This is a genomic window from Pseudomonas sp. R5(2019), assembly GCF_009905435.1.
GTDB lineage: Bacteria > Pseudomonadota > Gammaproteobacteria > Pseudomonadales > Pseudomonadaceae > Aquipseudomonas.
Genome location: NZ_JAAAMT010000002.1, coordinates 160070 through 183748, shown reverse-complemented (window position 1 = coordinate 183748; position 23679 = coordinate 160070). Strand labels below are relative to the sequence as shown.

Genomic DNA, 23679 nt, shown 5'->3' with positions numbered 1-23679 from the left:
GTAGAACCTTTCGCTTTGATTCGCGTTGATGGATGTTTTTGCGTAAATCGTGCCAGTTTCGACACATTGGCCCCTGCGCTTGCACAAGCCAATTGCGTTACACTGCGCCGCCTGCACAGTTCGAGATTTTTGAAGGAAAACCATGACGTTCAAGGCGCCGGACAGCCTCTGCGAGCAAATCGCCCATTACCTTGCCGAACGTATCATTCGTGGCGAGTTACAGCCGGCCGAGCGCATACAAGAGCAAAAGGTCACTGCCGCCCTGAATGTCAGCCGCGGTTCGGTGCGCGAAGCCTTGCTGATCCTTGAGCGCCGTCATCTGGTGACCATCCTGCCGCGCCGTGGCGCCCACGTGACCGAGCTTAACGAGCACAACGTGCGCAGCCTGTGCGGGTTGATGAGCGAGTTGTACATCCTGCTCGGCAATGCCGTTGCTCAGAACTGGAAAACACCGGCTGATCTCGCCCCGTTTCTCGACATCCAGCAACGCCTGACCGACAGCCTTGGCCGTGGCGATATCAAGGCCTTTGTCGAAGACAGCTTCAACGTGATGCGCGCGGCCTATCCGTTTGCCGATAACCCGTACCTGCAGGAAACCGTCGAGAACCTGCAGCCGGCCATGAGCCGTACCTATTATCTGGCGCTGGACCAACGCAAGGCGGACATGAGCGAGTACCTGGCGCTGTTCGCCAAACTGCTTGAGGCAGTGGTGGCGCGCGACCCGGCGCGCATCCGCAGCGTGCTGGCCGAGTACGCACAGCGCAGCTGCGAACAAGTGCTGGCGGCACTGGTTTAAACATGCGCCTCAAATGCATCAAGCTGGCGGGGTTCAAGTCCTTCGTCGACCCGACGACCGTGAACTTCCCCAGTAACATGGCCGCCGTGGTCGGCCCCAATGGCTGCGGCAAGTCCAACATCATCGATGCGGTGCGCTGGGTGATGGGCGAAAGCTCGGCCAAGAACCTGCGCGGCGAATCGATGACCGACGTCATCTTCAACGGCTCCACCAGCCGTAAACCGGTCAGCCAGGCGAGCATCGAACTGATCTTCGATAATGCTGAAACCACGCTGGTGGGCGAATACGCCAGCTACGCCGAGATTTCGATCCGCCGCAAGGTGACCCGCGACGGCCAGAACAGCTATTTCCTCAATGGCGCCAAGTGCCGTCGGCGGGACATCACCGATATTTTCCTTGGCACCGGCCTTGGGCCGCGCAGCTACTCGATCATCGAGCAGGGGATGATCTCCAAGCTGATCGAGGCCAAGCCAGAGGAGCTGCGCAACTTCATCGAAGAAGCCGCCGGCATCTCCAAGTACAAGGAGCGCCGTCGCGAAACCGAAAACCGTATTCGCCGCACTCACGAAAACCTCGAGCGCCTGACCGACCTGCGTGAAGAGCTGGAGCGTCAGCTCGAGCGCCTGCACCGCCAGGCCCAGGCGGCCGAAAAGTATCAGCAGTACAAGGCTGAGGAGCGCCAGCTCAAGGCCCAGCTGTCGGCCCTGCGCTGGCAGGCGCTGAACGAGCAGGTCGCCCAGCGCGAGGCGGTGATCGGCGATCAGGAGGTCGGCTTCGAAGCCTTGGTGGCCGAGCAGCGCAATGCCGATGCCAGTATCGAGCGGCTGCGCGACGGTCATCATGATTTGTCCGAGCGCTTCAATCTGGTGCAGGGGCGTTTCTATTCGGTCGGCGGCGATATCGCCCGGGTTGAACAAAGCATTCAGCATGGCCAGCAGCGTCTGCGCCAGTTACAAGACGACCTCAAGGAAGCCGAGCGCTCGCGGCTGGAAACCGAATCCCACCTGGGCCATGACCGCACCTTGCTCGCCACCCTGGGCGAAGAGTTGGCAATGCTGGAACCGGAACAGGCGCTCACCAGCGCCTCGGCCGAGGAGTCCGCCGTCGCGCTGGAAGAGTCGGAAACCACCATGCACAGCTGGCAGGAGGAATGGGACAGCTTCAACACCCGTTCGGCCGAACCCAGGCGTCAGGCCGAAGTGCAGCAGTCGCGCATTGCGCAGCTGGAACTGAGCCTTGAAAAACTCAGCGAGCGCCAGCGCCGGCTGGGCGATGAGCTGGCGTTGCTGGCGGCCGATCCGGAAGATGCCGCGATCCTCGAACTCAGCGAGCAAGTACTGAGCAGCGAATTGCTCATTGACGAATGGCAAGCGGGTGAAGCTGAGCTGGTCGAGAAACTCGAGCAGCTGCGCACCGATCTGCAGGCTGCCACACAGGCGCAACAGCAGGCTCAGGGTGAGCTGCAACGCTTGAGCGGCCGCCTGGCTTCGCTTGAGGCCTTGCAGCAGGCCGCGCTCGACCCTGGCACCGGCACCGCCCAGTGGTTGCGCGAGCAAGGCCTTGAGCACAAGCCACGCTTGGCCGAAGGGCTGCGGGTTGAGCCGGGTTGGGAACTGGCGGTCGAAACGGTGCTGGGCGCTGATTTGCAGGCCGTGCTGGTGGATGATTTCGGCCCGCTGGACCTGGCGGGCTTCACTCAGGGCGACTTGCGTCTGGTCGACCCGGGGCGCGACTCGGCCCGCGCGCCCGGTAGCCTGCTGGACAAGGTGCAGAGCCATTTCGATCTCGCGCCTTGGCTGGCGGCCGTCAGCCCGGTCGAAGATTTGGATACCGCTCTGGCTCGTCGCGGCCAACTCAGCCTCGGTCAAAGCCTGATCAGCCGTGACGGCTATTGGGTCGGCCGCCATTTTCTGCGGGTCTGCCGCGCCAGCGATGCCCACAGCGGCATGCTCGCGCGCGGTCAGGAGATGCAACAGTTGGAGCTGGACCGCGAAGCCCGTGAGGCCACGCTTGCGGGGCTGGACGAACAGTTGCAGCAGTTGCGCGAGCAACAGCTGTTGCAGGAAGACAACCGCGAGCAATTGCGCCGACGGCTCCAGGATGAGTCGCGCCAGCAGGGTGAGCTCAAGGCCCAGCTCTCGGCGGGCAAGGCCAAGGTCGAGCAACTGACCTTGCGCCGTCGTCGCCTGGATGAAGAGCTGGCCGAACTGGCCGAGCAGCGTGCCCTGGAACAGGAACAACTCGGCGAATCACGGCTGGTGCTGCAAGACGCCCTGGACCTCATGGCGCAGGACACTTCGCTGCGCGAAGCCCTGCTGGCCCGACGTGACAGCCTGCGCGAGCGGCTGGACCGGGTCCGCCAGGAAGCCCGCCAGCACAAGGACCATGCTCACCAGCTGGCGGTCCGGCTGGGCTCCCTGCGCGCCCAGCACGACTCCACCCGCCAGGCGCTGGAACGGCTGGCGTTGCAATCGGACCGTTTGAATGAAAAGCAGGAGCAGTTGAGTCTGAGCCTGGAGGAGGGCGCAGCGCCGCTGGAAGAGTTGCGCATCAAGCTCGAAGAGTTGCTTGAACGGCGCATGGTCGTCGATGAAGAAATGCGCCAGGCACGCATGACCATGGAAGAAGCCGACCGCGAATTGCGCGAGGCCGAAAAACGCCGCACCCAGGCCGAACAGCAAAGCCAGCTCTTGCGTGGCCAGCTGGAACAGCACCGGATGGAATGGCAGGCCTTGAGCGTGCGACGCAAGGCCCTGCAAGACCAATTGCACGAAGACGGTTATGACCTGCACGGCGTCCTCGCGACGCTCAGCGGTGAGGCCAATGAACAGGAGGCCGAACTCGAACTCGAACGCATCGATGGTCGTATCCAGCGCCTGGGCGCCATCAACCTGGCCGCTATCGACGAGTACCAGCAGCAATCGGAGCGCAAGCGTTACCTTGATGCCCAGGATGCCGACCTGGTCGAAGCCCTGGACACCCTGGAAAACGTTATCCGCAAGATCGACAAGGAAACCCGAACACGCTTCAAGGACACCTTTGATCAGATAAACGGTGGTTTGCAGGCCTTGTTTCCAAAAGTTTTCGGTGGCGGCAGCGCTTATTTGGAACTGACGGGCGAAGATTTACTCGATACAGGGGTAACCATTATGGCGCGCCCGCCGGGGAAGAAGAACAGCACCATTCATTTGCTCTCGGGGGGCGAGAAGGCACTGACGGCGTTGGCATTGGTATTTGCCATCTTCAAATTGAATCCGGCGCCGTTTTGCATGCTCGATGAAGTGGATGCGCCACTGGATGATGCTAACGTTGGACGGTATGCCCGGTTGGTGAAGGAAATGTCACAAACTGTGCAGTTCATCTATATCACCCACAACAAGATTGCCATGGAAATGGCCGATCAACTGATGGGGGTGACCATGCATGAGCCCGGCTGCTCACGGTTGGTGGCGGTGGATGTAGAAGAGGCGCTGGCGATGGTCGAATCCTGAGCTGATAACCCAGGCACGCTATCGGACGGATTGGCCGGGACAGATGCGACAGACGGTGTAAAGTTCACCAAGGTCGTGCTAGCTTAGTGTCCCATTATCGTGTGCGTGGGAAACGCCTGACAGAACATACAGTTGGCGCCACGTTTTAAAGGGGTTTTTGACCCTTCTTTTTTAGAATTTTCGAATAGAGGCACAGGATTACATGGATATCGGTCTGCGCGAGTGGCTGATTGTCATCGGCATTATTGTCATTGCCGGGATACTGTTCGACGGCTGGCGCCGCATGCGTGGCGGCAAGGGCAAGTTGAAGTTCCGTCTGGACCGCAGTTTTTCCAATGCTCCGGACGACGAGCCCAACACTGAAGTACTGGGCACCCCGCGCGTACTGGAAGACCAAAAGGAACCGGGCCTGGACGAGCACGACCTGCCGTCGATGTCCGCAGAGCGCGAGCCGCTGACCAAGCGCGACAAGCGCCAGGGCGAAACCGCCAGGAAAGAATCGAGCATGAAGGCCAGCCGAGAGCCGGACCTGTTCTCGGGCCTTGGAAACGACGACTTCCCGGATGACAAGGCCCCTGCATTCAGCGCGACCGGTGCAGTCACCGAAAGCAAGGATTTGCCACCGGTCGAAGAAGTCCTGGTCATCAGCGTCATCTCTCGCGACGAAGGCGGCTTCAAGGGCCCGGCATTGCTGCAGAACATTCTGGAAAGCGGCCTGCGCTTCGGCGAGATGGACATTTTCCACCGCCACGAAAGCATGGCCGGCAACGGCGAAGTGCTGTTCTCCATGGCCAACGCGGTCAAGCCTGGAGTGTTCGACCTGGACGACATCGACCACTTCAGCACCCGTGCGGTCAGTTTCTTCCTTGGCCTGCCGGGGCCGCGCAATCCCAAGCAAGCCTTCGACATCATGGTGGCGGCGGCGCGCAAGCTGTCCCACGAGCTCAACGGCGAGCTCAAGGACGACCAGCGCAGCGTGCTGACCGCCCAGACCATCGAACACTACCGTCAGCGCATTGTCGAATTCGAACGCCGCGCCCTGACTCAGAAACGCTGACCGCAGGGGCTTGCAGCCCCGCGGTTCGCCGACACAACAGAGAGCAGCCCAGGCTGCTCAGGCTGCTGACAAACCCAAATCTCCCTGCTGGATTCGACTGTAGGAGCCGGGCTTGCCCGCGATGCAGGCGCCGCGTTGTATCAGGAGCACAGCGGCGCCTGCATCGCGGGCAAGCCTTGCTCCTACAGGGGTTGTCAGCAACCTGAGCAGTCCAGGCTGCTCTCTTGCTTTTCGAGAGACTATCACCATGACCGCCCCCCAGAACCGGATCCTCGAGCTGCGTGCTGAACTCAACCTGCACAATTATCGCTACTACGTGCTCGACGAGCCGAGCATTCCGGATGCCGAGTACGACCGCCTGTTTCGCGAGCTCAAGGACCTGGAAGCGCAGCACCCCGAGCTGATCAGCAGCGACTCGCCCACCCAGCGGGTCGGCGGCGCGGCGCTCAGCGCCTTTACCCAGGTGCGTCACGAAGTACCGATGCTCAGCCTTGGCAACGCCTTCGAAGAGACCGACCTGCGCGAATTCGATCGCCGTGTGGTCGAGGGCCTGGACCTGCCGGCCGGTGATCTGTTTGGCGCTGGCGCGGCGGTGAACTATAGCTGTGAGCCCAAGCTCGACGGCCTGGCAGTCAGCCTGCTGTACCGTGACGGCCAGCTGGTGCAGGGCGCTACCCGTGGCGATGGCACCACCGGCGAAGACATCAGCGTCAACGTGCGCACGGTGCGCAATATTCCGCTCAAGCTGCAGGGCAGTGGCTGGCCTGAAGTACTGGAAGTGCGCGGTGAAGTGTTCATGTCCAAGGCCGGCTTCGAACGCCTGAACGCCACGCAGATCGAAGTCGGCGGCAAGACCTTCGCCAACCCGCGCAACGCAGCGGCCGGCAGCCTGCGCCAGCTGGATTCGAAAATCACCGCCAGCCGCCCGCTGGAGTTTTGCTGCTATGGCCTGGGGCAAGTGTCGGCAGCCATCGCCGACACCCATATCGGCACCCTGGAACAACTCAAGGCCTGGGGCTTGCCGATCAGCCGTGAGCTCAAGCGCGCCGACGGCATCCAAGACTGCCTGGATTACTACCGGGATATCGGCGCACGGCGCAACGATTTGCCCTATGAAATCGACGGCGTGGTGTTCAAGGTCGACAACCTGGCGTCCCAGCGCGAACTGGGCTTTCGTGCCCGCGAGCCACGCTGGGCCATCGCTCATAAATTCCCGGCCATGGAAGAAGTCACCGAGCTGCTGGATGTGGAGTTTCAGGTCGGACGCACCGGGGCAGTCACGCCGGTTGCGCGGCTCAAGCCGGTCAAGGTCGCCGGCGTGACGGTCGCCAATGCGACCCTGCATAACATGGATGAAGTGGCGCGCCTGGGGCTGATGATTGGCGACAGCGTGATTATCCGCCGTGCGGGTGACGTCATCCCGCAGGTCATGCAGGTGGTGCTCGAGCGTCGCCCTGATGATGCGCGGCCTGTGCATATCCCCGAGCAGTGCCCGGTGTGCGGTTCGCAGGTCGAGCGCACGCAACTGGTCAAGCGCAGCAAGGGCAAGGAAACCGTCAGCGAAGGTGCCGTGTACCGTTGCGTCGGTCGCCTGGCCTGTGCCGCACAGCTCAAGCAGGCGATCATCCACTTTGTCTCGCGCCGCGCGATGGATATCGAAGGGCTGGGCGAGAAGAGCGTCGAGCAGTTGGTGGATGAAGGCCTGGTCCGCTCACCGGCCGATCTCTATACGCTGCGCTTCGAACAGGTCGTGGCGCTGGAAGGCTTCGCCGAGCTTTCGAGCAACAACCTGCTCAAGGCCATCGAGGACAGCAAGCAGCCGACGCTGGCGCGCTTTATCTATGCCCTGGGTATCCCGGATGTCGGCGAAGAAACCGCCAAGGTGCTGGCCCGCTCGCTGGGCTCGCTGGAGCGGATCATGGCGGCGCTGCCAGCGGTGCTGACCTACCTGCCGGATGTGGGCCTGGAAGTGGCGTCGGAAATTCACGCGTTCTTCGAGGATGACCACAACCGTAACGTCATCCAGCAATTGCTGGCGCGTGGGCTGGTCTTGCAGGACCAGGGTGAGCTGGGCGCCGAATTCGCTGCCAGCACCACCTTTGCGGGCATGATCGCCAAGCTCGATATTCCTTTTGTTGGCCCGACCGGCGCGCAGAAGCTGGTGGACAAGCTCGACAGCCTCGACAAGATCATCGCCGCCGATGGCATCGACCTGCGCCAGGCCTTGAGTACCAAGCAAGCCACCGCCGTGCGGGAGTTCTTCGCGGTGCCTGAAAACACCGAGCGGGCGAGGGCGGTCGAAGCGCAACTGCGTGAGTTCGGCATGCACTGGGGCAGCGAGAAGAAAGTGGTCGAAGGCTTGCCGCTGGCCGGTCAGACCTGGGTGCTGACCGGGTCGCTGGAGCGCATGAGTCGCGATGTCGCCAAGGAAAAACTCGAAGGCCTGGGGGCCAAGGTCGCAGGTTCCGTCTCGGCCAAGACCCACTGCGTGGTGGCCGGTCCCGGTGCCGGGTCGAAACTCGCCAAGGCCAATGAGCTGGGGCTCAAGGTGTTGGATGAGGATCAGTTTGTCGGCTTCCTGGCAGAGCAGGGTATCGACGTCTGATGGCACGCAGGGCACCTGGACGATCGACAGGTGCCCTATCCGACTCGACGATGCTGTTTTCTGGCCCTAGAATATTTTCCCTCCCCTTGCACTGGACGGACCCTGAACATGCTGCCTGAATGCCAACTGTTCGGTACCCTCGGTTGCCATCTTTGCGAGTTGGCGGAAGCCGAATTAATACCGATGGTCGAGCATGGATTGCTGGTCGAACTGGTGGATATTGCCGACGATGATCACCATTTTGCCGCCTACTCCTTACGCATCCCCGTGTTGCGACGGGTCGACAACGGGGCGGAATTGAGCTGGCCATTCAATGGCGACCAGGTCGTGGCTTTTTTGCGCTGACGCCGCTTCTGGCTGTTGGTGTCATCTGTTGAAGCATTTCTGTCGCTGCGCGCGCAAACGGTTTGTGGAAAATGATTCGCGCCGGCCTTGGCTCCCTGCAAGGCCGGCCAACGACGAACATTCAACCCAGCCTGCGCCAAGGAGTGGCGACCATGTATCTGACGAAATTTTTTACCCTCGATGAGCTGACCGTGTCGGAAACGGCGGCCCGAAAAGGTATCGACAACCAACCCGATGCCCTTGTGCTTGCCCGGCTCAAGCGCCTGGCAGCCTTTCTCGAGGAGATCCGGGGGCTGGTCAAGCGCCCCATCCTGGTCAGCAGCGGTTATCGATCACCCTCACTCAATCGCCTGATCGGCGGCGCTGCCAGAAGCGCGCACATGAGCGGGCTGGCTGCCGATATCAGCGCCCCGGGCGTCAGCCCCCGGGAGTTGGCGGCGCTGATTGCCGATAGCGACCTTGAATTCGACCAGGTCATTCTTGAGTTTGACCGCTGGGTGCATGTCGGCCTGGCCGAGGGCACTGCGCGCCGGCAGGTGCTTACCGCACGCAAGGGTCTTGGCTATCGCGCGGGGCTGGTGTGAGCCGGGTGTGCCCTGCCGGACGGCGTGGGCATTGACGATTGTCGTCCAGGCTGGCTGAGGGTCGGCGCTTGCTGGATAATGGCGCGCAATTGCCTTGCGAGTGTGTCCATGTCCAGCCTTCCTTTCGATCCGGCCCGTCTTCAGGCCAGCACTGTTTGCCTGCCGCCCGGGCAATGGGCAACGGTGCTGGACTGCCTGTGTGATCATTTCAAGGCCATCGGCCGGGAACAATGGCTCGACCGTATTGCCCGTGGGCGGGTGCTGGATGCCGCCGGGCAGCCGATTGATGTTGCGCAACCCTACAAGGTCGGGTTGCGCATTCATTACTTTCGCGAAGTCCCCAACGAAAAAGCCATCCCGGTGCTGGAAAACATCCTGCATGTGGATGAGCATCTGGTGGTGGCGGACAAACCGCACTTTTTGCCGGTCACGCCCACCGGTGAATACGTTGAGCACACCTTGCTGCGCCGCTTGATTCGTCGTCTCGACAACCCGCACCTGGTGCCCCTGCACCGTATCGATCGGCACACCGCCGGCCTGGTGTTGTTCTCCGCCAACCCGCAGACGCGCTCGGCCTATCAGTCACTGTTTCCCAGCCGGCAAATCGACAAGCACTACCAAGCCATCGCCGCACCCTTGCCGCATCTGGACTTTCCATTGATACACAAGAGCCGCCTGGTCCATGGCGAGCCATTTTTCCGCATGCAGGAAGTGGACGGTCCCAGCAACAGTGAAACCATTGCCCAAGTGTTGGAGAAAACCCCCCGCTGGTGGCGTTACGGGCTTTCGCCGGTCACGGGCAAAACACACCAGCTGCGCGTGCACATGACCGCCCTGGGGGCGAGTATCTGCAACGATCCCTTCTACCCCGATGTCAGTCCGCCCGGCGACGACGATTACTCAAGGCCCTTGAAGCTGTTGGCCAAGCGTCTGGCGTTCAACGACCCGTTGACCGGTGAGTCGAGGTGTTTTGAAAGCCGGCTGGAACTGGATTGGCCGTGAAGTGTGACTAAGCGGGTCACACCCGACGCCAGCAGTGGGGAAATCCGCCACCTGAAGATGAAATATTGTTCATTTTTGGCGGAAACCCGCCATTCGGTTGCCACGAGCCGGCCTCAAAGGCAAGCGTCCGTTGGTCGCAGGCAAGTCGGCACACTGTTTGCTAAGCACGCCACAGCTTTCTTAATTGGACCGATTCAATGAAAAAATTCCTGCTGATGCTCGTCTGCCTGAGTGTCGTTGGCTGCTCCAAACCCAATGCGCCTGAAAAAACCGTGGATGTGCTGCTGATCGGCGGCGGCATCATGAGTGCAAGCCTGGGTACCTACCTCAATGAGCTCGAACCGAGCTGGTCCATCGATATCTACGAGCGCCTGGACAAGGTCGCCGAAGAAAGCTCCAACGCCTGGAACAACGCCGGTACCGGTCACTCCGCGTTCTGCGAACTGAACTACACGCCGGAAACCGCCGATGGCGGCATCGACATCAGCAAGGCGGTGGCGGTCAACGAGCAGTTCGAGATCTCCAAGCAGTTCTGGGCCTACCAGGTCGATCGGAAGGTTCTGAACAACCCGAAAACCTTCATCAACAACGTGCCGCACATGAGCTTCGTCTGGGGCGACGAGAACGTCGAGTTCCTCAAGAAGCGTCATGCTGCCCTGCAGCACAGCTCGCTGTTCCGCGGCATGGAGTATTCCGAAGACCACGCGCAGATCCAGAAGTGGGTGCCGCTGGTCATGGAAGGCCGCGCTGCCGACCAGAAAATCGCCGCCACGCGCATGTCGATCGGCACCGACGTCAACTTCGGTGAAATCACCCGTCAGCTGGTGGGTTCGCTGACCCGCAACGACAACGTAAAACTGCATGTACAGCACGAAGTGCGCGACATCGTGCGCAATGCTGACAACACCTGGACCGTGGTCGTCGCTGACCTGGCCAACAAAGGCGTGGAAACCAGCGTCAAGGCCAGGTTCGTGTTTATCGGCGCGGGCGGTGGAGCCCTGAAACTGCTGCAGAAGTCCGGCATTCCGGAAGCTGACGGCTATGCCGGCTTCCCGGTTGGCGGCCAGTTCCTGGTCACCCGCAACCCTGAAGTGGTGGCTCGTCACAAGGCCAAGCTGTACGGCAAAGCCTCGGTTGGCGCACCGCCGATGTCGGTTCCTCACCTGGACACCCGAGTGATCGATGGCAAGGAAGTCCTGCTGTTCGGTCCGTTCGCGACCTTCTCCACCAAGTTCCTGAAACACGGTTCGCTGCTGGATATGTTCAGCGCCTTGACCACCCACAATATCCTGCCGATGACCCACGCTGGCATCGACAACCTGGACCTGAGCACCTACCTGATGGGCCAGTTGATGTTGAGCATGGACGAGCGCATGGCGTCCCTGCGTGAGTACTTCCCTGAAGCCAAAAACGAAGACTGGTCGCTGATCAATGCTGGCCAGCGCGTTCAGGTCATCAAGAAGGATGCCGAGAAGGGCGGTGTTCTGCAGTTCGGTACCGAAGTCGTTGCCTCGGCTGACGGCACTATCGCCGCCCTGCTGGGCGCATCCCCAGGTGCCTCGACCGCTGCGCCGATCATGCTCAGCGTGCTGGAAAAAACCTTCAAGGACCGCATCAAGACCCCTGAGTGGCAAGCCAGGCTCAAGGAGATCGTACCGTCCTACGGTCGCAAGCTGAACAACGACCTGGAGCTGACCAACCAGGTTCGCGAATGGAGCAGCTCGCGCCTGCAACTGACCTACGTACCGGTATTGCCGGAAGACGTTGCGCAGGCTGCGGTGGTTCACTAAGCGAACCCCGCGCAATAAACAAAAAGCCCCGACTCGGTTGAGCCGGGGCTTTTTTGTGGTTCATCGCGCAATTGCGAAAACCACACAGATCTAAAGCCGAACAAACAAGGCTGGCAACTCCAATCTCATAGGCCATGGCACGTTGCAACAAATGTGGGAGCGGATTTATCCGCGATGCGCCGCGCGGGCGGCGCTCGATTTCGGCAGCGCCGCAAAACCCAAGGCAAGCACCTGGAAGCCTTGATACGGTCCTCAGGCAACCTCTTCATCCTGATGGGGGAGGCGAGGGGGCTGCCAGCAGATCGCATGAGCCGTGGGAGGTGCCTACCTTGGTTTTTCCATTGTTCTTGAGACCGCGCGCCGCCCGCGCGGCGCATCGCGGATGAATCCGCTCCCACATTTGTTGCAACGTGCCATGGTCTGTGAGATTGGGGTTGTCAGCCTTGCTTGTAGGGCGGGAGATCGCGGTGGTGCAGGGGCAAAAAAGCCCCGGCTCGGTTGAGTCGGGGCTTTTTTGTTGGCCTTTGGGGCCTGGGCACCAGGCCCGGTTGAGCGGCGTAGATCAGTGACGCCTTTGCTTGTCTGCCAGGTTGTTGCCCAGCGCGCCGCCCGCTGCGCCACCCAGGCCTGCGCCGATGGTGGAACCGGTGCTGCCGCCCAGCTTGTTGCCGATCAGCGAGCCGCCGGCCGAGCCCAGGCCACCGCCGATGGCGGCCTTGGTCTTGTTGCCTTTCTTGGCGGCAACGGCGCTGCCTGCAGCACCGCCGATACCGGCACCAATGGCGGCGCCCGTGCTGCCACCCAACTGTTTGCCGACGACGTTACCCAGTACCCCGCCCAAACCGCCACCGATAGCGGTAGTGCCGTCACCGGCGACTGCGCCTTGTGCGACCAGCAGGCCAAGAGCCAGAGCGGCAAGAGTCTTACGCATATTGCTGAACCTCGAAATAGAAAGAGCGCGCATTGTGAGTGGTGAAAACGCTTGGAGCAAACCTCAGACAATGCGAAATCGCTTCTATTCGCGGGCACACAAAATTTTTTGTGCCACTCAAGCTCTCCAGGCCTTCCCTTCCAGCAGCGGTCGCCCGACCGCTCGGTGTCACCTTCACCAAATTTGATCTCGACGCCTGTTGACAGTCTGCTGCGTTCAAATCTAATCTGCATACAGCGCTGCACACATGACGGCGCACAACGATGTAATTTGTACCTTCCTGCCTACAAGAACGAATTATTGGAGAGGTCAAAATGGCTCGGTTCCTTCCTCGCTCCATTCGCAACATGCTCGTGTGTGTCTCCGCCGTTGGGGCGTTGCTGGCCCAGGTTCCAGCCCAGGCGGCGGATGTCTCGCTGTGGAAAGATGTTCAGAAGCAAGGCGTGCTGCGCTGCGGCGCGGCTGTCGCGGCACCCTACGTGATGCGCGACGCACGGTCGGGGGAATACAGCGGTTACTTCGTGGACCTGTGCCGTGACTTCGGCGAGAAGGTGCTCAAGGTCAAGGTCGAGTTCGTCGACACCAACTGGGACAACCTGGTGGCGGGGCTGCAAGGCGGCAAATGGGACATGGCCATGGCCCTGAACCAGACGCCCGAGCGCGCCCTGGCGGTGAGTTTCTCGGTACCGGCCACCGACTATCAGGTCTCATTGCTGGTCAACAAAAGCAACCCCAAGTTCGCCACTGCCGGTCAATCGGTGGCCGACTATGACAAGCCCGACGTCACCTTCGCGGTCATGTCCGGGACCGCCCAGGACAAGGCCATCTCTGCCGTGATCAAGAACGCCAAGGTCATGCGTTTGCCGGGCATGGACGAGGTGCGCCTGGCGGTCATGTCCAAACGCGCCGACGTGCTGGTCGATGCCAGCGATACCAACCACCTGTTCGCCGTCGCCAATCCGGACTGGACCAGGGAAGTGCTGCCCAAACCCGCGCTGGCCAAGCAAGGTGTCGCCTTCGGCATCCGTCGCGACATCAGCGCCGCCGACCTGCAAACCTTGAACATCTACCTGACCCAACGCCGCGAGACAGGCGAGATCGACGCCTTGGTCGACAAGGCCTCGCAGTTGGCCAACGCCGATAAAACCCCTCAGTAAATCCTGCCGATGGCGAGCGCGCGGCGATGGCTGCGCGCTCTCGGAGAACGATTGATGAAAGCTTCCAATCTAGCGGCAGTGCCGTCACGGCCCCCGCACGCCTGCGATCTTGCGAACAGTGCGTTCATCCAGTTGCGCAATGTCTACAAATCCTACGGGGAAAACCTGGTGGTGATGGACCACATGGACCTGGACATGCGCGCCGATGACCGTCTGGTGATCATTGGCCCGAGCGGCAGCGGCAAGAGCTCGCTGCTGCGGGTGATGATGGGGCTGGAAAGCATCCAGGGCGGCACCATCCAGTTCCAGGGCAAGCCTTATATCGACGGCAACGCCCGCGGCAAACCGACTGACTACAGCTTGCAGACCCAGGTCGGCATGGTGTTCCAGCACTACACCCTGTTCCCGCATTTGTCGGTGCTGGGCAACCTGATTCTGGCGCCGATGAAAGTCCATGGCTTGCCAAGGGGCCAGGCGATCGAGAAGGCGCGCCTGTTGCTGGCCCGCCTGGGCCTTGAAAGCAAGCTCAATGTGTACCCCAGCCAACTGTCCGGCGGGCAGAAGCAGCGCGTGGCCATCGCCCGGGCGCTGATGCTCGAGCCCAAACTGATGCTGTTCGATGAGGTCACCTCGGCCCTTGACCCGGAAATGGTCATCGAAGTGCAGAACGTGATGATGCAACTGGCCGAGCAGAAGATGGCGATGATCATTGTCACCCACGACATGCACTTTGCCCGGCACATCGCTTCACGCGTGGTCTTCTGTGCCAACGGCAAGGTGGTCGAGCAGGGCCATCCCGATCAGCTGTTCACTCAGCCCAGGGAACCTCGCACCCGCGAGTTCCTGGAAAAAGTGCTGCACCTGGACTGAGGAGGCCGGTCATGAACTACCAATTCGACTTCAGTTTTCTCAACGGCAATATCGGCCTGCTATGGGACGGCCTGAAGGTCACCCTGCAGCTGGCACTGGTCTCCAATGTCGTAGGCCTGGTCTGTGGTTTTGGCCTCTGCCTGCTGACCCTCAGCCGCTGGTTTTTCCTGCGCTGGCCGGCGCAGATGTTCATCGAGTTCTTTCGCTGCACACCGGTGCTGCTGCAAATCGTCTGGTTCTTCTACTGCGTACCGATGCTGTTCGACGTGTTTATCGACCCGGTCACCATGGGTGTGCTGGCGCTCGGCCTGAACCTCACCGCGTTCAATGCCGAGGCCTATCGCGCCGGGGTCCAGGCGGTGCCGCGCGAGCACCTGGATGCCTGTGTCGCGCTGGGGCTGCGGCCCTGGCAACGCACGCTCTACGTGATTCTGCCGCAAGCCTTGCGCAGCGCCGTGCCGGTGCTGATGACCAACGGTATTTCGATCCTTCAGCAGAGTGCGCTGGTGGCCATCGTCGCGGTGGGCGACCTGATGTACGTCGGCAAAAGCATTGCCACCGAAGCCTACCGGCCGCTGGAAACCTACTCGCTGATCGCGCTCATCTACTTCTTCCTGTCACTGCCGATCGCCCAGCTGGTGCAGTGGCTGGAACGCCGGCAGGACGCTGCGCACGCGCACTGAGGAGATTGTCATGCAACTCGATTTTTCCGTGGTGTTCTCCTACTGGCAGGCACTCCTTCAGGGCCTGGCGCTGACCCTGGCCTTCACCGTGGGCTGCGCGATCCTGGGCAGCGTGCTGGGCTTTTTGCTGAGCCTGTTGCGGGTCTCGCGCAGCCGCTGGCTGAGCGTGCCGGCCGGCTTTTACGTCGAGCTGTTTCGCGGCACGCCGCTGTTGATCCAGCTGTTCTGGGTGTTTTTCTGCTTCCCGGTGGTGTTCGGCATTGATGTACCGCCCTACGTCTCGGTGCTGCTGGCGCTGACGATGTACATGGCGGCGATCACCAGCGAGACCTTTCGCGGGGCGCTCAAATCCATCCCCGCCGAGCAACACGATGCCTGTGTCGCGCTGGGCGTGGCCTCCTGGAACAAGACGGCTTATGTCGTTTTCCCCCAGGCCTTGCTGCGCAGTATTCCGCCGTTGCTCTCAAACGTGGTGTCGCTGTTCAAGGAGAGCGCATTGATCTCGTCGGTGGGCATCGCCGACCTGATGTTCGTCGGCCAGAACATCTCCAACAGCACCGCGCGCCCGGTCGAGTTCCTGTCGGCGGTGGCGGTCATTTATTTCCTCGTGGCATTCCCGTTGACCCGCCTGGTCGGCGTCGTCGAAGCGCGAATGCTGCGCCGTTATGCGTACTAACCCCAACCCTGTGATTTTGTCTGTGGAGACTCTGCAATGACTCAACTCAAAGGCATCCTGCCCGCCCTGGTCACCCCGTTCAACAAGGCTGGCAATGTCGATTTCGACATGCTTGCCAACATCATCGAGTACCAGCTCAAGGCGGGCGTGAAAGGCTTCGTGCCGCTGGGTTCGACCGGTGAGTACTACGCGCTGACCAACGATGAGCGTCGCCAGGTGCTGGCAACCGTAAAAGAAGTGGTCGCTGATCGTGGCCTGTTGATCGCCGGTGCCAACGGTTCGTGCACCCGTGAGGTGATCGAGCAGGTCAAGCAAACCCGCGATGCCGGCTACACCAACCTGCTGATCGCACCGCCGTACTACGCACTGCCGTCCCAGCCTGAGCTGATCGGCCACTACCAGGCTATTCTCGATGCCGTGCCGGACATCAACGTGGTGCTGTACAACTACCCGGTGCGCACCAACGTTGAAGTCGGCTTCGAGGTGCTGGAGGCCTTCAAGGATAACCCGCGCGTCATCGGCATCAAGGAAAGCAGCGGCAACCTGCTGCGCGCCATCGAGATTGGTGGCACCTATAAAGATCACTATCAGCTGTCGTGCGGTTCCGATGACCAGGCACTGGACTTCTTTATCTGGGGGGCCACCAGCTGGATCTGCGGCCCGGCCAACTGCCTGACCCAGCAGGTCTGCGACTTCTACAGCCGTTATGAAAGTGGCGATCTGGCCGGTGCCCAGGCCATCGTGCGCGCGTTGTTCCCGGTACTGGCTGACATGGAGTCGGGCAAGTTCATTCAGAAGGTCAAGTACGGCTGCGAGCTGGCCGGTTTCGAGGCCGGCAATGCGCGCATGCCGCTGCAACCCTTGACCGATGACGAGAAAGCCCGCTTCCGCAAAGCCTTCGAACTGGCTCAACGCTGATGTTGCCTGCCGCAGCGGCCGCCACGGCTGGCCGCTGTGGCTTCACGGAGTGAGATGAGATGACTCGACACGTTTTCAATTGCATCGAGGGCCATACCGAAGGCATGCCGGTGCGCATGGTGGTGGCCGGCGCCCCCGAACTGCAGGGCGCGACCATGAGCGAGCGGCGTGAACAGTTTATCGCCGGGTTCGACTGGATTCGCCGGGCGCTGATGCTCGAACCGCGCGGCCACGCACATATGTCGGGGACGATTTTCTATCCACCGCTGCGCGCCGACAGCGATTTCAGTCTGCTGTTTATCGAGACCTCCGGCTGCCTGCCGATGTGCGGGCATGCCACGCTAGGGTCGATTACCTTTGCGCTCGAAACCGGGTTGATCGAGCCCAGGGTGCCAGGCACTGTGGTGGTGGACGTGCCGGCCGGGCAGATCCATGCGACCTACACGCGCGAGGGCGACAAGGTCAGCGCCGTGCGCTTTACCAACGTGCCGTCATTTCTGCTCCATCGCGATGTGCTGATCGACTTCCCACCGCTGGGCGAGTTGAGCGTCGATATCGCCTACGGCGGCAACTTTTACCCGATCATCGAGGTACAACCCAATTACCCCGGATGCGAACATTTCAGCCCTCAACAGTTGCTGACCTGGGGGCGGCAGATTCAGGATCTGGTCAACCGTACCCGTGCGGTGGTGCACCCGGAAAACCCGTCGATCAAGGGCGTCAACCACTGCATGTGGACCGGCGCGCCGCTGGCGCCTGAATCGCAAGGCCGCGCGGTGGTGATTGCCGGGGCCAGCCTGATCGACCGCTCACCCTGCGGGACCGGCAGTTCGGCACGGGTCGCCCAGCGCCATGCCCGTGGCTGGTTGGCAGAAGGCGCTGCCTATCGGCATGAAAGCCTGATCGGCAGTTTCTTTGTCGGCCGCGTGGAATCACAGCTGCCATTGGAAGACGGCACCGCTGCCATTCGCCCCAGCATCGAAGGGCGCGCCTGGATCACCGGCCGCGCCGAGTTTATTGTCGACGACACCCAACCCTGGTGGGACGGCTTCAGTCTGGAAGATCATGCCAAACCTGCCGCTGCACAAGAGAACGTGTCATGACCCCGTTGCAGTCAGTCGCACAACCACCTGTTGCACGTGAAAAGGCCGTGGTGATCGGAGCGGGTATCGTCGGTGTCTGCTGCGCGCTGTACCTGCAACGCGAGGGCCATGCGGTGACCCTGATCGATCCCGCCGCGCCCGGCGACAGCACCGCCAAGTGGAGCTGTGGGCAGATGGCGGTCAGTGAAGTCATTCCGCTGTCCAAGCCCGGTATCCTGAAAAAGGTCCCCGGTTGGCTGCTGGACCAGAAAGGCCCATTGGCGCTGCGCCCCAGCGCCTTGCCGGGAATCTTGCCGTGGTTCCTGCGTTTTGTGGCCTGTGCCCGGCCGTCAAGAATCCAGGCGATTTCCGAGCAGATGGCCACCCTTACCCATCATGTCTACGAGGACTACGCACCCCTGCTGGAGGCCTGCGCCGACAAGTCGCTGATGGGCCAGCGGCCGATTCTCGAACTGTTCGATTCGCCCTCCGGCCTGGAACATGAACGGCCTCATCTGGCGCTGCGCAAGGCGCTGGGCTTCGACCATGAGGTGCTCGACCGCGCTGCCATCGCTGAGCTGGAACCGTCACTGGGGGGCAAATTCAGCCATGGCCTGTTGTTTGCGGACTGGCGTTCAGTCAGCGATACCAAGGGCTTTATCGCGGCCTTGACGCAAAGCTTTATCGACCAGGGCGGCGTGCGGGTACGCGGCGAGGTCAAGCGCATTGATGAGGTCGGCGACCGCGCCTGCGGCGTCACGTTGAACAATGGCGAGCGTTACCCGGCCGAGCATGTGGTGGTGGCGGCGGGCACAGGCTCGCGGCAATTCTTCGATCAGATCGGTACCCGGGTGCCGTTGGCCGGTATCGCCGGTTACCAGGTGCTGTTGCCCACCCCCGAGGTGGAGATTCGTCACTCGGTGATCTACGCCGACGGTGGTTTTTGCTTCAGCCCCATGACCCGTGGCCTGCAGATCGGCGGCACCATCGAGTTCGCCGGCGCCAACGCCGAACCCAATTTCAAGCGGGCCGACATCATCCTTGAGAAAGCCCGGAAAATTCTGCCGCAGCTGAAAGTCGACAACCTCGAATACGGTGTCGGCTACCGACCGTTTTTGCCCGACACCAAGCCGATCATCGACCGTAGCAAGCGGTTGACGAACGTGCTGTTGGCCTTCGGTCACGGCCAGCTCGGCCTGACTCTGGGCGCCACCACCGGGCGGCTGATTGCCGACCTGGCAGCCGGTCGTGCGCCCACCCAGGATTTGACCCCTTTCAGCGCCCAGCGCTTTGCCCTTGTTGGAGGCCATGCATGAACACCTATGACCAGCTGTACATCGACGGCCAATGGCTGCGCCCAACCCTGGGCGGCAGCTTTGAGACCCTGGACCCAAGCGATGAATCGCTGATCGCCAAGGTCGGCGCCGCCACAACCGAAGACGTCGACCTGGCGGTCAAAGCCGCCCGCCGCGCGTTTGACGAGGGCCCATGGCCACAGATGAGCGGTGCCGAACGGGCGACCGTGCTGCGGGCCATCGCCAGCGGCATTCGCGAGCGCCAGGACCACTTGGCCCGGCTTGAAGTGCGTGACAACGGCAAGCCCTTGCCTGAAGCACTGTGGGACATCGGCGACACGGCCGGCTGTTTCGACTTTTACGCCGACCTTGCCGAGAACCTGGACGGCCAGCGCGAACAGCCGGTGACGCTTGCCGACGAGCGCTTCAGCTGCGTGGCACGCAAGGAGCCGATTGGTGTGGCCGGGGCCATCATTCCCTGGAACTTCCCGATGCTGATGGCGGCCTGGAAGGTTGCACCGGCATTGGCCGCGGGCTGCTGCATGGTGCTCAAGCCTTCGGAGTTGACACCATTGACGGCGCTGGAACTGGCCGATATCGCCCATCAAGCCGGCCTGCCCGCGGGCGTATTGAACGTGCTGCCTGGCCTGGGTGCAGAGGCTGGCGCGCCGTTGAGCGAGCATCCGGGGATCGACAAGCTGGCCTTCACCGGCAGCGTGCCGACCGGCAGCCGGATCATGCAGGCGGCAGCCCGCGACATTAAAAACATCAGCCTGGAGTTGGGCGGCAAATCACCGTTCATCATCTTCAACGACAGCGATATCGAGGCGGCGGTCGAATGGATCATGTTCGGGATTTTCTGGAACCAGGGCGAGGTGTGCTCGGCCACCTCGCGGGTGCTGGTCCAGCGTGAACTGTATGAGCCGCTGCTCAAGCGCCTGGTCGAGCAAACCGAGCGCTTGAGCATCGGCAATGGCTTGGAGGAGGGCGTCCTGCTCGGGCCTTTGGTCAGTCGCGGTCAGTACGACAAGGTGTTGCAGGCCATTGCCCGAGGCCAGGAAGAAGGCGCGACGCTGCTCAGCGGCGGCACCCGCCCGGCCCATTGTGACAAGGGCTATTTCCTCACCCCGGCGATCTTCGCCGATGTGCCCGAGGACAGTTGGATCTGGCAGGAAGAGATCTTTGGCCCGGTGGTCTGCATCCGCCCGTTCGACGACGAAGCCCAGGCGCTGCGCAGCGCCAACGACTCGCGCTTTGGCCTGGCGGCGGCGGTCATGTCCCGTGACGTCGAGCGTGCCGAGCGTGTCGCCCGCAGGCTTCGGGCCGGTATCGTCTGGATCAACTGCTCGCAGCCGACCTTTACCGAAGCGCCCTGGGGCGGTTACAAGCAAAGCGGTATTGGCCGTGAACTGGGGGAGTGGGGCTTGACCAACTACCTGGAAACCAAGCAGATCACTCGCTACGACAGTCAGCAACCCTGGGGTTGGTACATCAAGTAAGGGCAGCCGCTATGCGTTGGAAAAAAACACTGCAAATGGCCGATGTGCATTGCGAAGGCGAAGTCGGCAAGGTCATTACCGGCGGCGTCATTGATGTGCCCGGTAAAACCATGCTCGACAAGATGAACTACATCAACGAGGTCGACGATAGCCTGCGGCGTTTCGTGGTGCTGGAACCACGCGGCAGCCTGCAGATGTCGGTCAATCTGCTGTTGCCGCCCACCCGGCCCGAGGCCCAGGCCGGGTTTATCGTGCTGCAGGCGGACAAGGCCCACCCGATGTCTGGCAGCAACTGTATATGCGTGGTGACGGCACTGCTGGAACTGGGCATGATCGAGATGCAGGAGCCGCAGACCTCGGTGGTACTGGATACTCCGGCGGGGCTGGTGACCGCTCGGGCGCACTGTGAAGACGGGCGCTGCGTGAGTGTTTCGCTGGACATGGTGCCCTCGTTTGTCGAGCAGTTGGACGTCACCCTCGAGACGGCCGAGTTTGGCCCGATCAAGGCCGACATCGCCTTTGGTGGCGTGTATTACGCGCTGGTGGACGTGGAGCAGGTCGGCTTGACCATCGCCCCGGAAAACGCCCGGGAACTGGCAACCCAAGGCGTGCGATTGAAGGGCTTGATCAACCGGCAGGTCAGCGTTTGCCACCCGTTGCTCAAAGAGATCAACGAAGTGGCGTACGTGATGTTCCGCAACCGCCTGGAATCACACACCTGGCAAACCTGCACCACCTTGCCGCCCGGCCGGGTCGACCGCTCGCCGTGCGGCACCGGCAGCTCGGCGAACCTGGCGACCTTGAGTGCGCGTGGCCTGGTCGAGGTCGGTGATACGCTGACCTCGCGCTCCACCATCGGTGGCCAGTTCAAGGTTGAATTGCTGGGCAAGACGACCGTGGGCGACCGGCCCGCCGTGTTGCCGCGAGTGACGGGCCGGGCGTGGGTCTACGGCCTGCATCAGATCGGCATTGACCCGGATGACCCGTTATCCGCGGGCTTTATGCTCAGTGATACCTGGGGCGAAGGGTTCTAAGCGGTCTGGAGCGGATGTTAAAGTGGCGGGCTGGTCAAATGGCTAGCCCGCACTGTTGAGAAATCATCGATGAGCAAAGAGACGACAGAACCCGCGAGCGGTGCCAAGCGCCACGGCGGCCGCTATATCTACGAAGAGCTGCGCAAGCAGATCCTGACGCTGAAGCTCAAGCCCGGCATGCCGCTGGACGAAGTGTCGCTGGCAGCCCAGTTCGGCCTGTCTCGCTCACCGGTGCGCGATGCGCTGGCGCGCCTGATCAGCGAAGGGCTGGTCACCATCCTGCCCAACCGCACCACCCTGGTGACGCCGTTTGAAATCGAGGAATTCCCCAATTACATCTCCGCGCTGGACCTGATCCAGCGCGCGGTCACCCGCCTTGCCGCGCTGCAGCGCAGTGACGAAGACCTGGCGCGGATTCGCGCAGCGGACGCCGCCTATCTCGAAGCGGTCCACAGCGGCGATTTCCAGGCCATGTCCGAGCGCAACAAGGCCTTTCACATGGCCATCGCCGAAGCGGGGAAGAACCCCTATTTCGTCAGCTACTACGAAAAACTGCTGGGCGAAGGCCAACGGCTGCTGCACCTGCACTTTGACTACATCATCAGCGCCGCCAGCACCTCAACCCCCGTGGGTCGCGACCACGACGAAATCATCACCGCCATCGCCGAACGCAAGCCCGACGAGGCCGAACGGGCGGCACATGAACACACCATGCTGTTTCAGCGCCGGTTCCTGGCGTACATGCAGCAGAACCTGACGGAAAAAATGTCGGTGGTTTGATAGCGGTAATTGGAACGCGATACTCGGGCCGTGCCACTGTGGGAGATTCTATGGCTGACTGCAATTTTGTTGATGTGGGAGCCGAGCTTGCTCGCGATGCAGGCGCCACTGTATCTCTGGCACACCGGGGGTGATGCCATCGCGGGCAAGCCTTGCTCCCACAAAATCAAAAACGCCCGCGCTGGAGCGACAGGAATGGAGATTGGTGTGGGGGCGCGCTCGCGATGAGGCCAGCACAAGCGAGTCTAGGTTGGATTTTCCAACGGCCATTCACCCACTACGCGATAGCGGCCCTTATGCGCTTCATACAGCGTGAAGTGGCTGCAGTTCAGGCGAAAGTCCGGCGGGGCCTCATGTTCAGGCACCTCGGCCCGATAGTCCCGTACCAGGGTCAAGTGCGGGCGAAACTCGCGGTTTGGGTCGGCGAAGCCAAGCGGCAACATCGCTTGCTCCAGGGCATAAACCAACTGCAGCAATGCCAATGGCGCTTCTTCAGGGGCGAGCAACAAGACATGGCTGCGGCGCCAGACGTGCAGGCGGTCGAGTGGCACCTGCAATGCGGTGCCGGGCGTCTTGACCTTCGCGGCAGCCGCACAAATATCGGCGATCTGCGCCACCGGCACCGCCCCCAGAAACATCAACGTCAGGTGAAAGTTATCCGCCGGTACCGGCTTGCCACCCTTGAGCCCCAATGCCTTTCGCCATTGAGCGATCGCCTTGCGCTGCGCCGCCGTGCAGGGGAGGGCAAAGAACAGGCGTTTGAGTGGTTCATTCGTCGCGTCATCCATGTGTCGCTCCTCATAACCGTAAGGGCGGAAAGGTGAGTTCGCGTCTGTGCATCATCTGGATATGCTCACAATTAGTCGAACCAAATCCCAGGTACAAGCATTGAGGGCAGATCCGTTTTCGATGGGGACGCCTAGTCACCGTTTCGCCTTTACGGCGACCTACTTTTGTTGGGGCAAAAGTAGGCAAAACCCCTGGTCCCCGCATCCGGCCCTACGCTTCGCTCCGGGTTCCCTCGCTCCCGCCCACGCTCCGTGGGGACCGCGCCGACGGGCCGTCCCTGGCCCTACGGCGCTTT

20 protein-coding genes are annotated in these 23679 nt (G+C 61.7%); 18 read left to right on the top strand and 2 right to left on the bottom strand.

Features of this window, described 5'->3' with window-relative positions:
- Window positions 1-142 precede the first annotated feature (142 nt).
- From GUY40_RS02465 to GUY40_RS02430, 8 genes are all read left to right on the top strand, one after another.
- Window positions 143-796: a GntR family transcriptional regulator gene (locus GUY40_RS02465; protein WP_166567346.1), complete on the top strand. Its 654-nt coding sequence runs from the start codon at window positions 143-145 to the stop codon at window positions 794-796.
- A 2-nt stretch (window positions 797-798) separates the two neighbouring features.
- Window positions 799-4287, top strand: coding sequence for a chromosome segregation protein SMC (smc, locus tag GUY40_RS02460; protein WP_166567345.1), 3489 nt, complete (start codon window positions 799-801; stop codon window positions 4285-4287).
- Window positions 4288-4489: 202 nt separating this feature from the next.
- A complete protein-coding gene (gene zipA, locus GUY40_RS02455; RefSeq protein ID WP_166567344.1) occupies window positions 4490-5344 on the top strand; it encodes a cell division protein ZipA in 855 nt (284 codons plus the stop codon).
- 247 nt (window positions 5345-5591) lie between these two features.
- Window positions 5592-7949 (top strand): NAD-dependent DNA ligase LigA, encoded by a 2358-nt coding sequence (ligA, locus tag GUY40_RS02450; protein WP_166567343.1) that lies wholly within the window; start codon window positions 5592-5594, stop codon window positions 7947-7949.
- Window positions 7950-8057: 108 nt separating this feature from the next.
- Window positions 8058-8294, top strand: coding sequence for a glutaredoxin family protein (locus GUY40_RS02445; protein ID WP_166567342.1), 237 nt, complete (start codon window positions 8058-8060; stop codon window positions 8292-8294).
- 152 nt (window positions 8295-8446) lie between these two features.
- Window positions 8447-8878, top strand: a complete 432-nt coding sequence (locus GUY40_RS02440) for a D-Ala-D-Ala carboxypeptidase family metallohydrolase (protein ID WP_166567341.1) — start codon at window positions 8447-8449, stop codon at window positions 8876-8878.
- Window positions 8879-8986: 108 nt separating this feature from the next.
- On the top strand, window positions 8987-9880 hold the full coding sequence (locus GUY40_RS02435; protein ID WP_166567340.1) for a pseudouridine synthase: 894 nt from the start codon (window positions 8987-8989) through the stop codon (window positions 9878-9880).
- Between the two features lie 197 nt (window positions 9881-10077).
- The gene (locus tag GUY40_RS02430) at window positions 10078-11670 is read left to right on the top strand and encodes a malate:quinone oxidoreductase (RefSeq protein WP_166567339.1); all 1593 of its coding nucleotides are present in this window, start codon (window positions 10078-10080) and stop codon (window positions 11668-11670) included.
- 562 nt (window positions 11671-12232) lie between these two features.
- On the opposite strand, the gene GUY40_RS02425 is transcribed toward GUY40_RS02430, so the two are convergent.
- Window positions 12233-12601, bottom strand: coding sequence for a glycine zipper domain-containing protein (locus tag GUY40_RS02425; protein WP_166567338.1), 369 nt, complete (start codon window positions 12599-12601; stop codon window positions 12233-12235).
- A 314-nt stretch (window positions 12602-12915) separates the two neighbouring features.
- Between GUY40_RS02425 and GUY40_RS02420 the strand changes: the two genes are divergently transcribed.
- From GUY40_RS02420 to GUY40_RS02375, 10 genes are all read left to right on the top strand, one after another.
- Window positions 12916-13758, top strand: coding sequence for a transporter substrate-binding domain-containing protein (locus GUY40_RS02420; RefSeq protein WP_166567337.1), 843 nt, complete (start codon window positions 12916-12918; stop codon window positions 13756-13758).
- 54 nt (window positions 13759-13812) lie between these two features.
- Complete coding sequence (locus tag GUY40_RS02415; RefSeq protein ID WP_306092834.1) at window positions 13813-14628, top strand: amino acid ABC transporter ATP-binding protein; 816 nt, start codon at window positions 13813-13815, stop codon at window positions 14626-14628.
- Between the two features lie 11 nt (window positions 14629-14639).
- A complete protein-coding gene (locus tag GUY40_RS02410; protein ID WP_166567336.1) occupies window positions 14640-15311 on the top strand; it encodes an amino acid ABC transporter permease in 672 nt (223 codons plus the stop codon).
- A 10-nt stretch (window positions 15312-15321) separates the two neighbouring features.
- Window positions 15322-15987 (top strand): amino acid ABC transporter permease, encoded by a 666-nt coding sequence (locus GUY40_RS02405; protein ID WP_166567335.1) that lies wholly within the window; start codon window positions 15322-15324, stop codon window positions 15985-15987.
- Window positions 15988-16023: 36 nt separating this feature from the next.
- Window positions 16024-16905, top strand: a complete 882-nt coding sequence (locus GUY40_RS02400) for a dihydrodipicolinate synthase family protein (protein ID WP_166567334.1) — start codon at window positions 16024-16026, stop codon at window positions 16903-16905.
- A 59-nt stretch (window positions 16906-16964) separates the two neighbouring features.
- Complete coding sequence (locus tag GUY40_RS02395; protein WP_166567333.1) at window positions 16965-18008, top strand: 4-hydroxyproline epimerase; 1044 nt, start codon at window positions 16965-16967, stop codon at window positions 18006-18008.
- Window positions 18005-19303 carry an FAD-binding oxidoreductase gene (locus GUY40_RS02390; RefSeq protein WP_166567332.1) on the top strand — a complete coding sequence of 433 codons (1299 nt, stop codon included), beginning with the start codon at window positions 18005-18007 and terminating at the stop codon, window positions 19301-19303. Before GUY40_RS02395 ends, GUY40_RS02390 begins: the two co-directional genes overlap by 4 nt.
- A complete protein-coding gene (locus GUY40_RS02385) occupies window positions 19300-20781 on the top strand; it encodes an aldehyde dehydrogenase family protein (RefSeq protein ID WP_166567331.1) in 1482 nt (493 codons plus the stop codon). The genes GUY40_RS02390 and GUY40_RS02385 overlap by 4 nt, the downstream gene beginning before the upstream one ends.
- An 11-nt stretch (window positions 20782-20792) precedes the next feature.
- The gene (locus tag GUY40_RS02380; protein WP_166567330.1) at window positions 20793-21815 is read left to right on the top strand and encodes a proline racemase family protein; all 1023 of its coding nucleotides are present in this window, start codon (window positions 20793-20795) and stop codon (window positions 21813-21815) included.
- Window positions 21816-21884: 69 nt separating this feature from the next.
- Window positions 21885-22595 carry a GntR family transcriptional regulator gene (locus GUY40_RS02375; RefSeq protein ID WP_166567329.1) on the top strand — a complete coding sequence of 237 codons (711 nt, stop codon included), beginning with the start codon at window positions 21885-21887 and terminating at the stop codon, window positions 22593-22595.
- 245 nt (window positions 22596-22840) lie between these two features.
- Here GUY40_RS02375 and thpR read toward each other — a convergent pair whose 3' ends face one another.
- Window positions 22841-23383, bottom strand: coding sequence for an RNA 2',3'-cyclic phosphodiesterase (gene thpR, locus GUY40_RS02370; RefSeq protein ID WP_166567328.1), 543 nt, complete (start codon window positions 23381-23383; stop codon window positions 22841-22843).
- Window positions 23384-23679 lie beyond the last annotated feature (296 nt).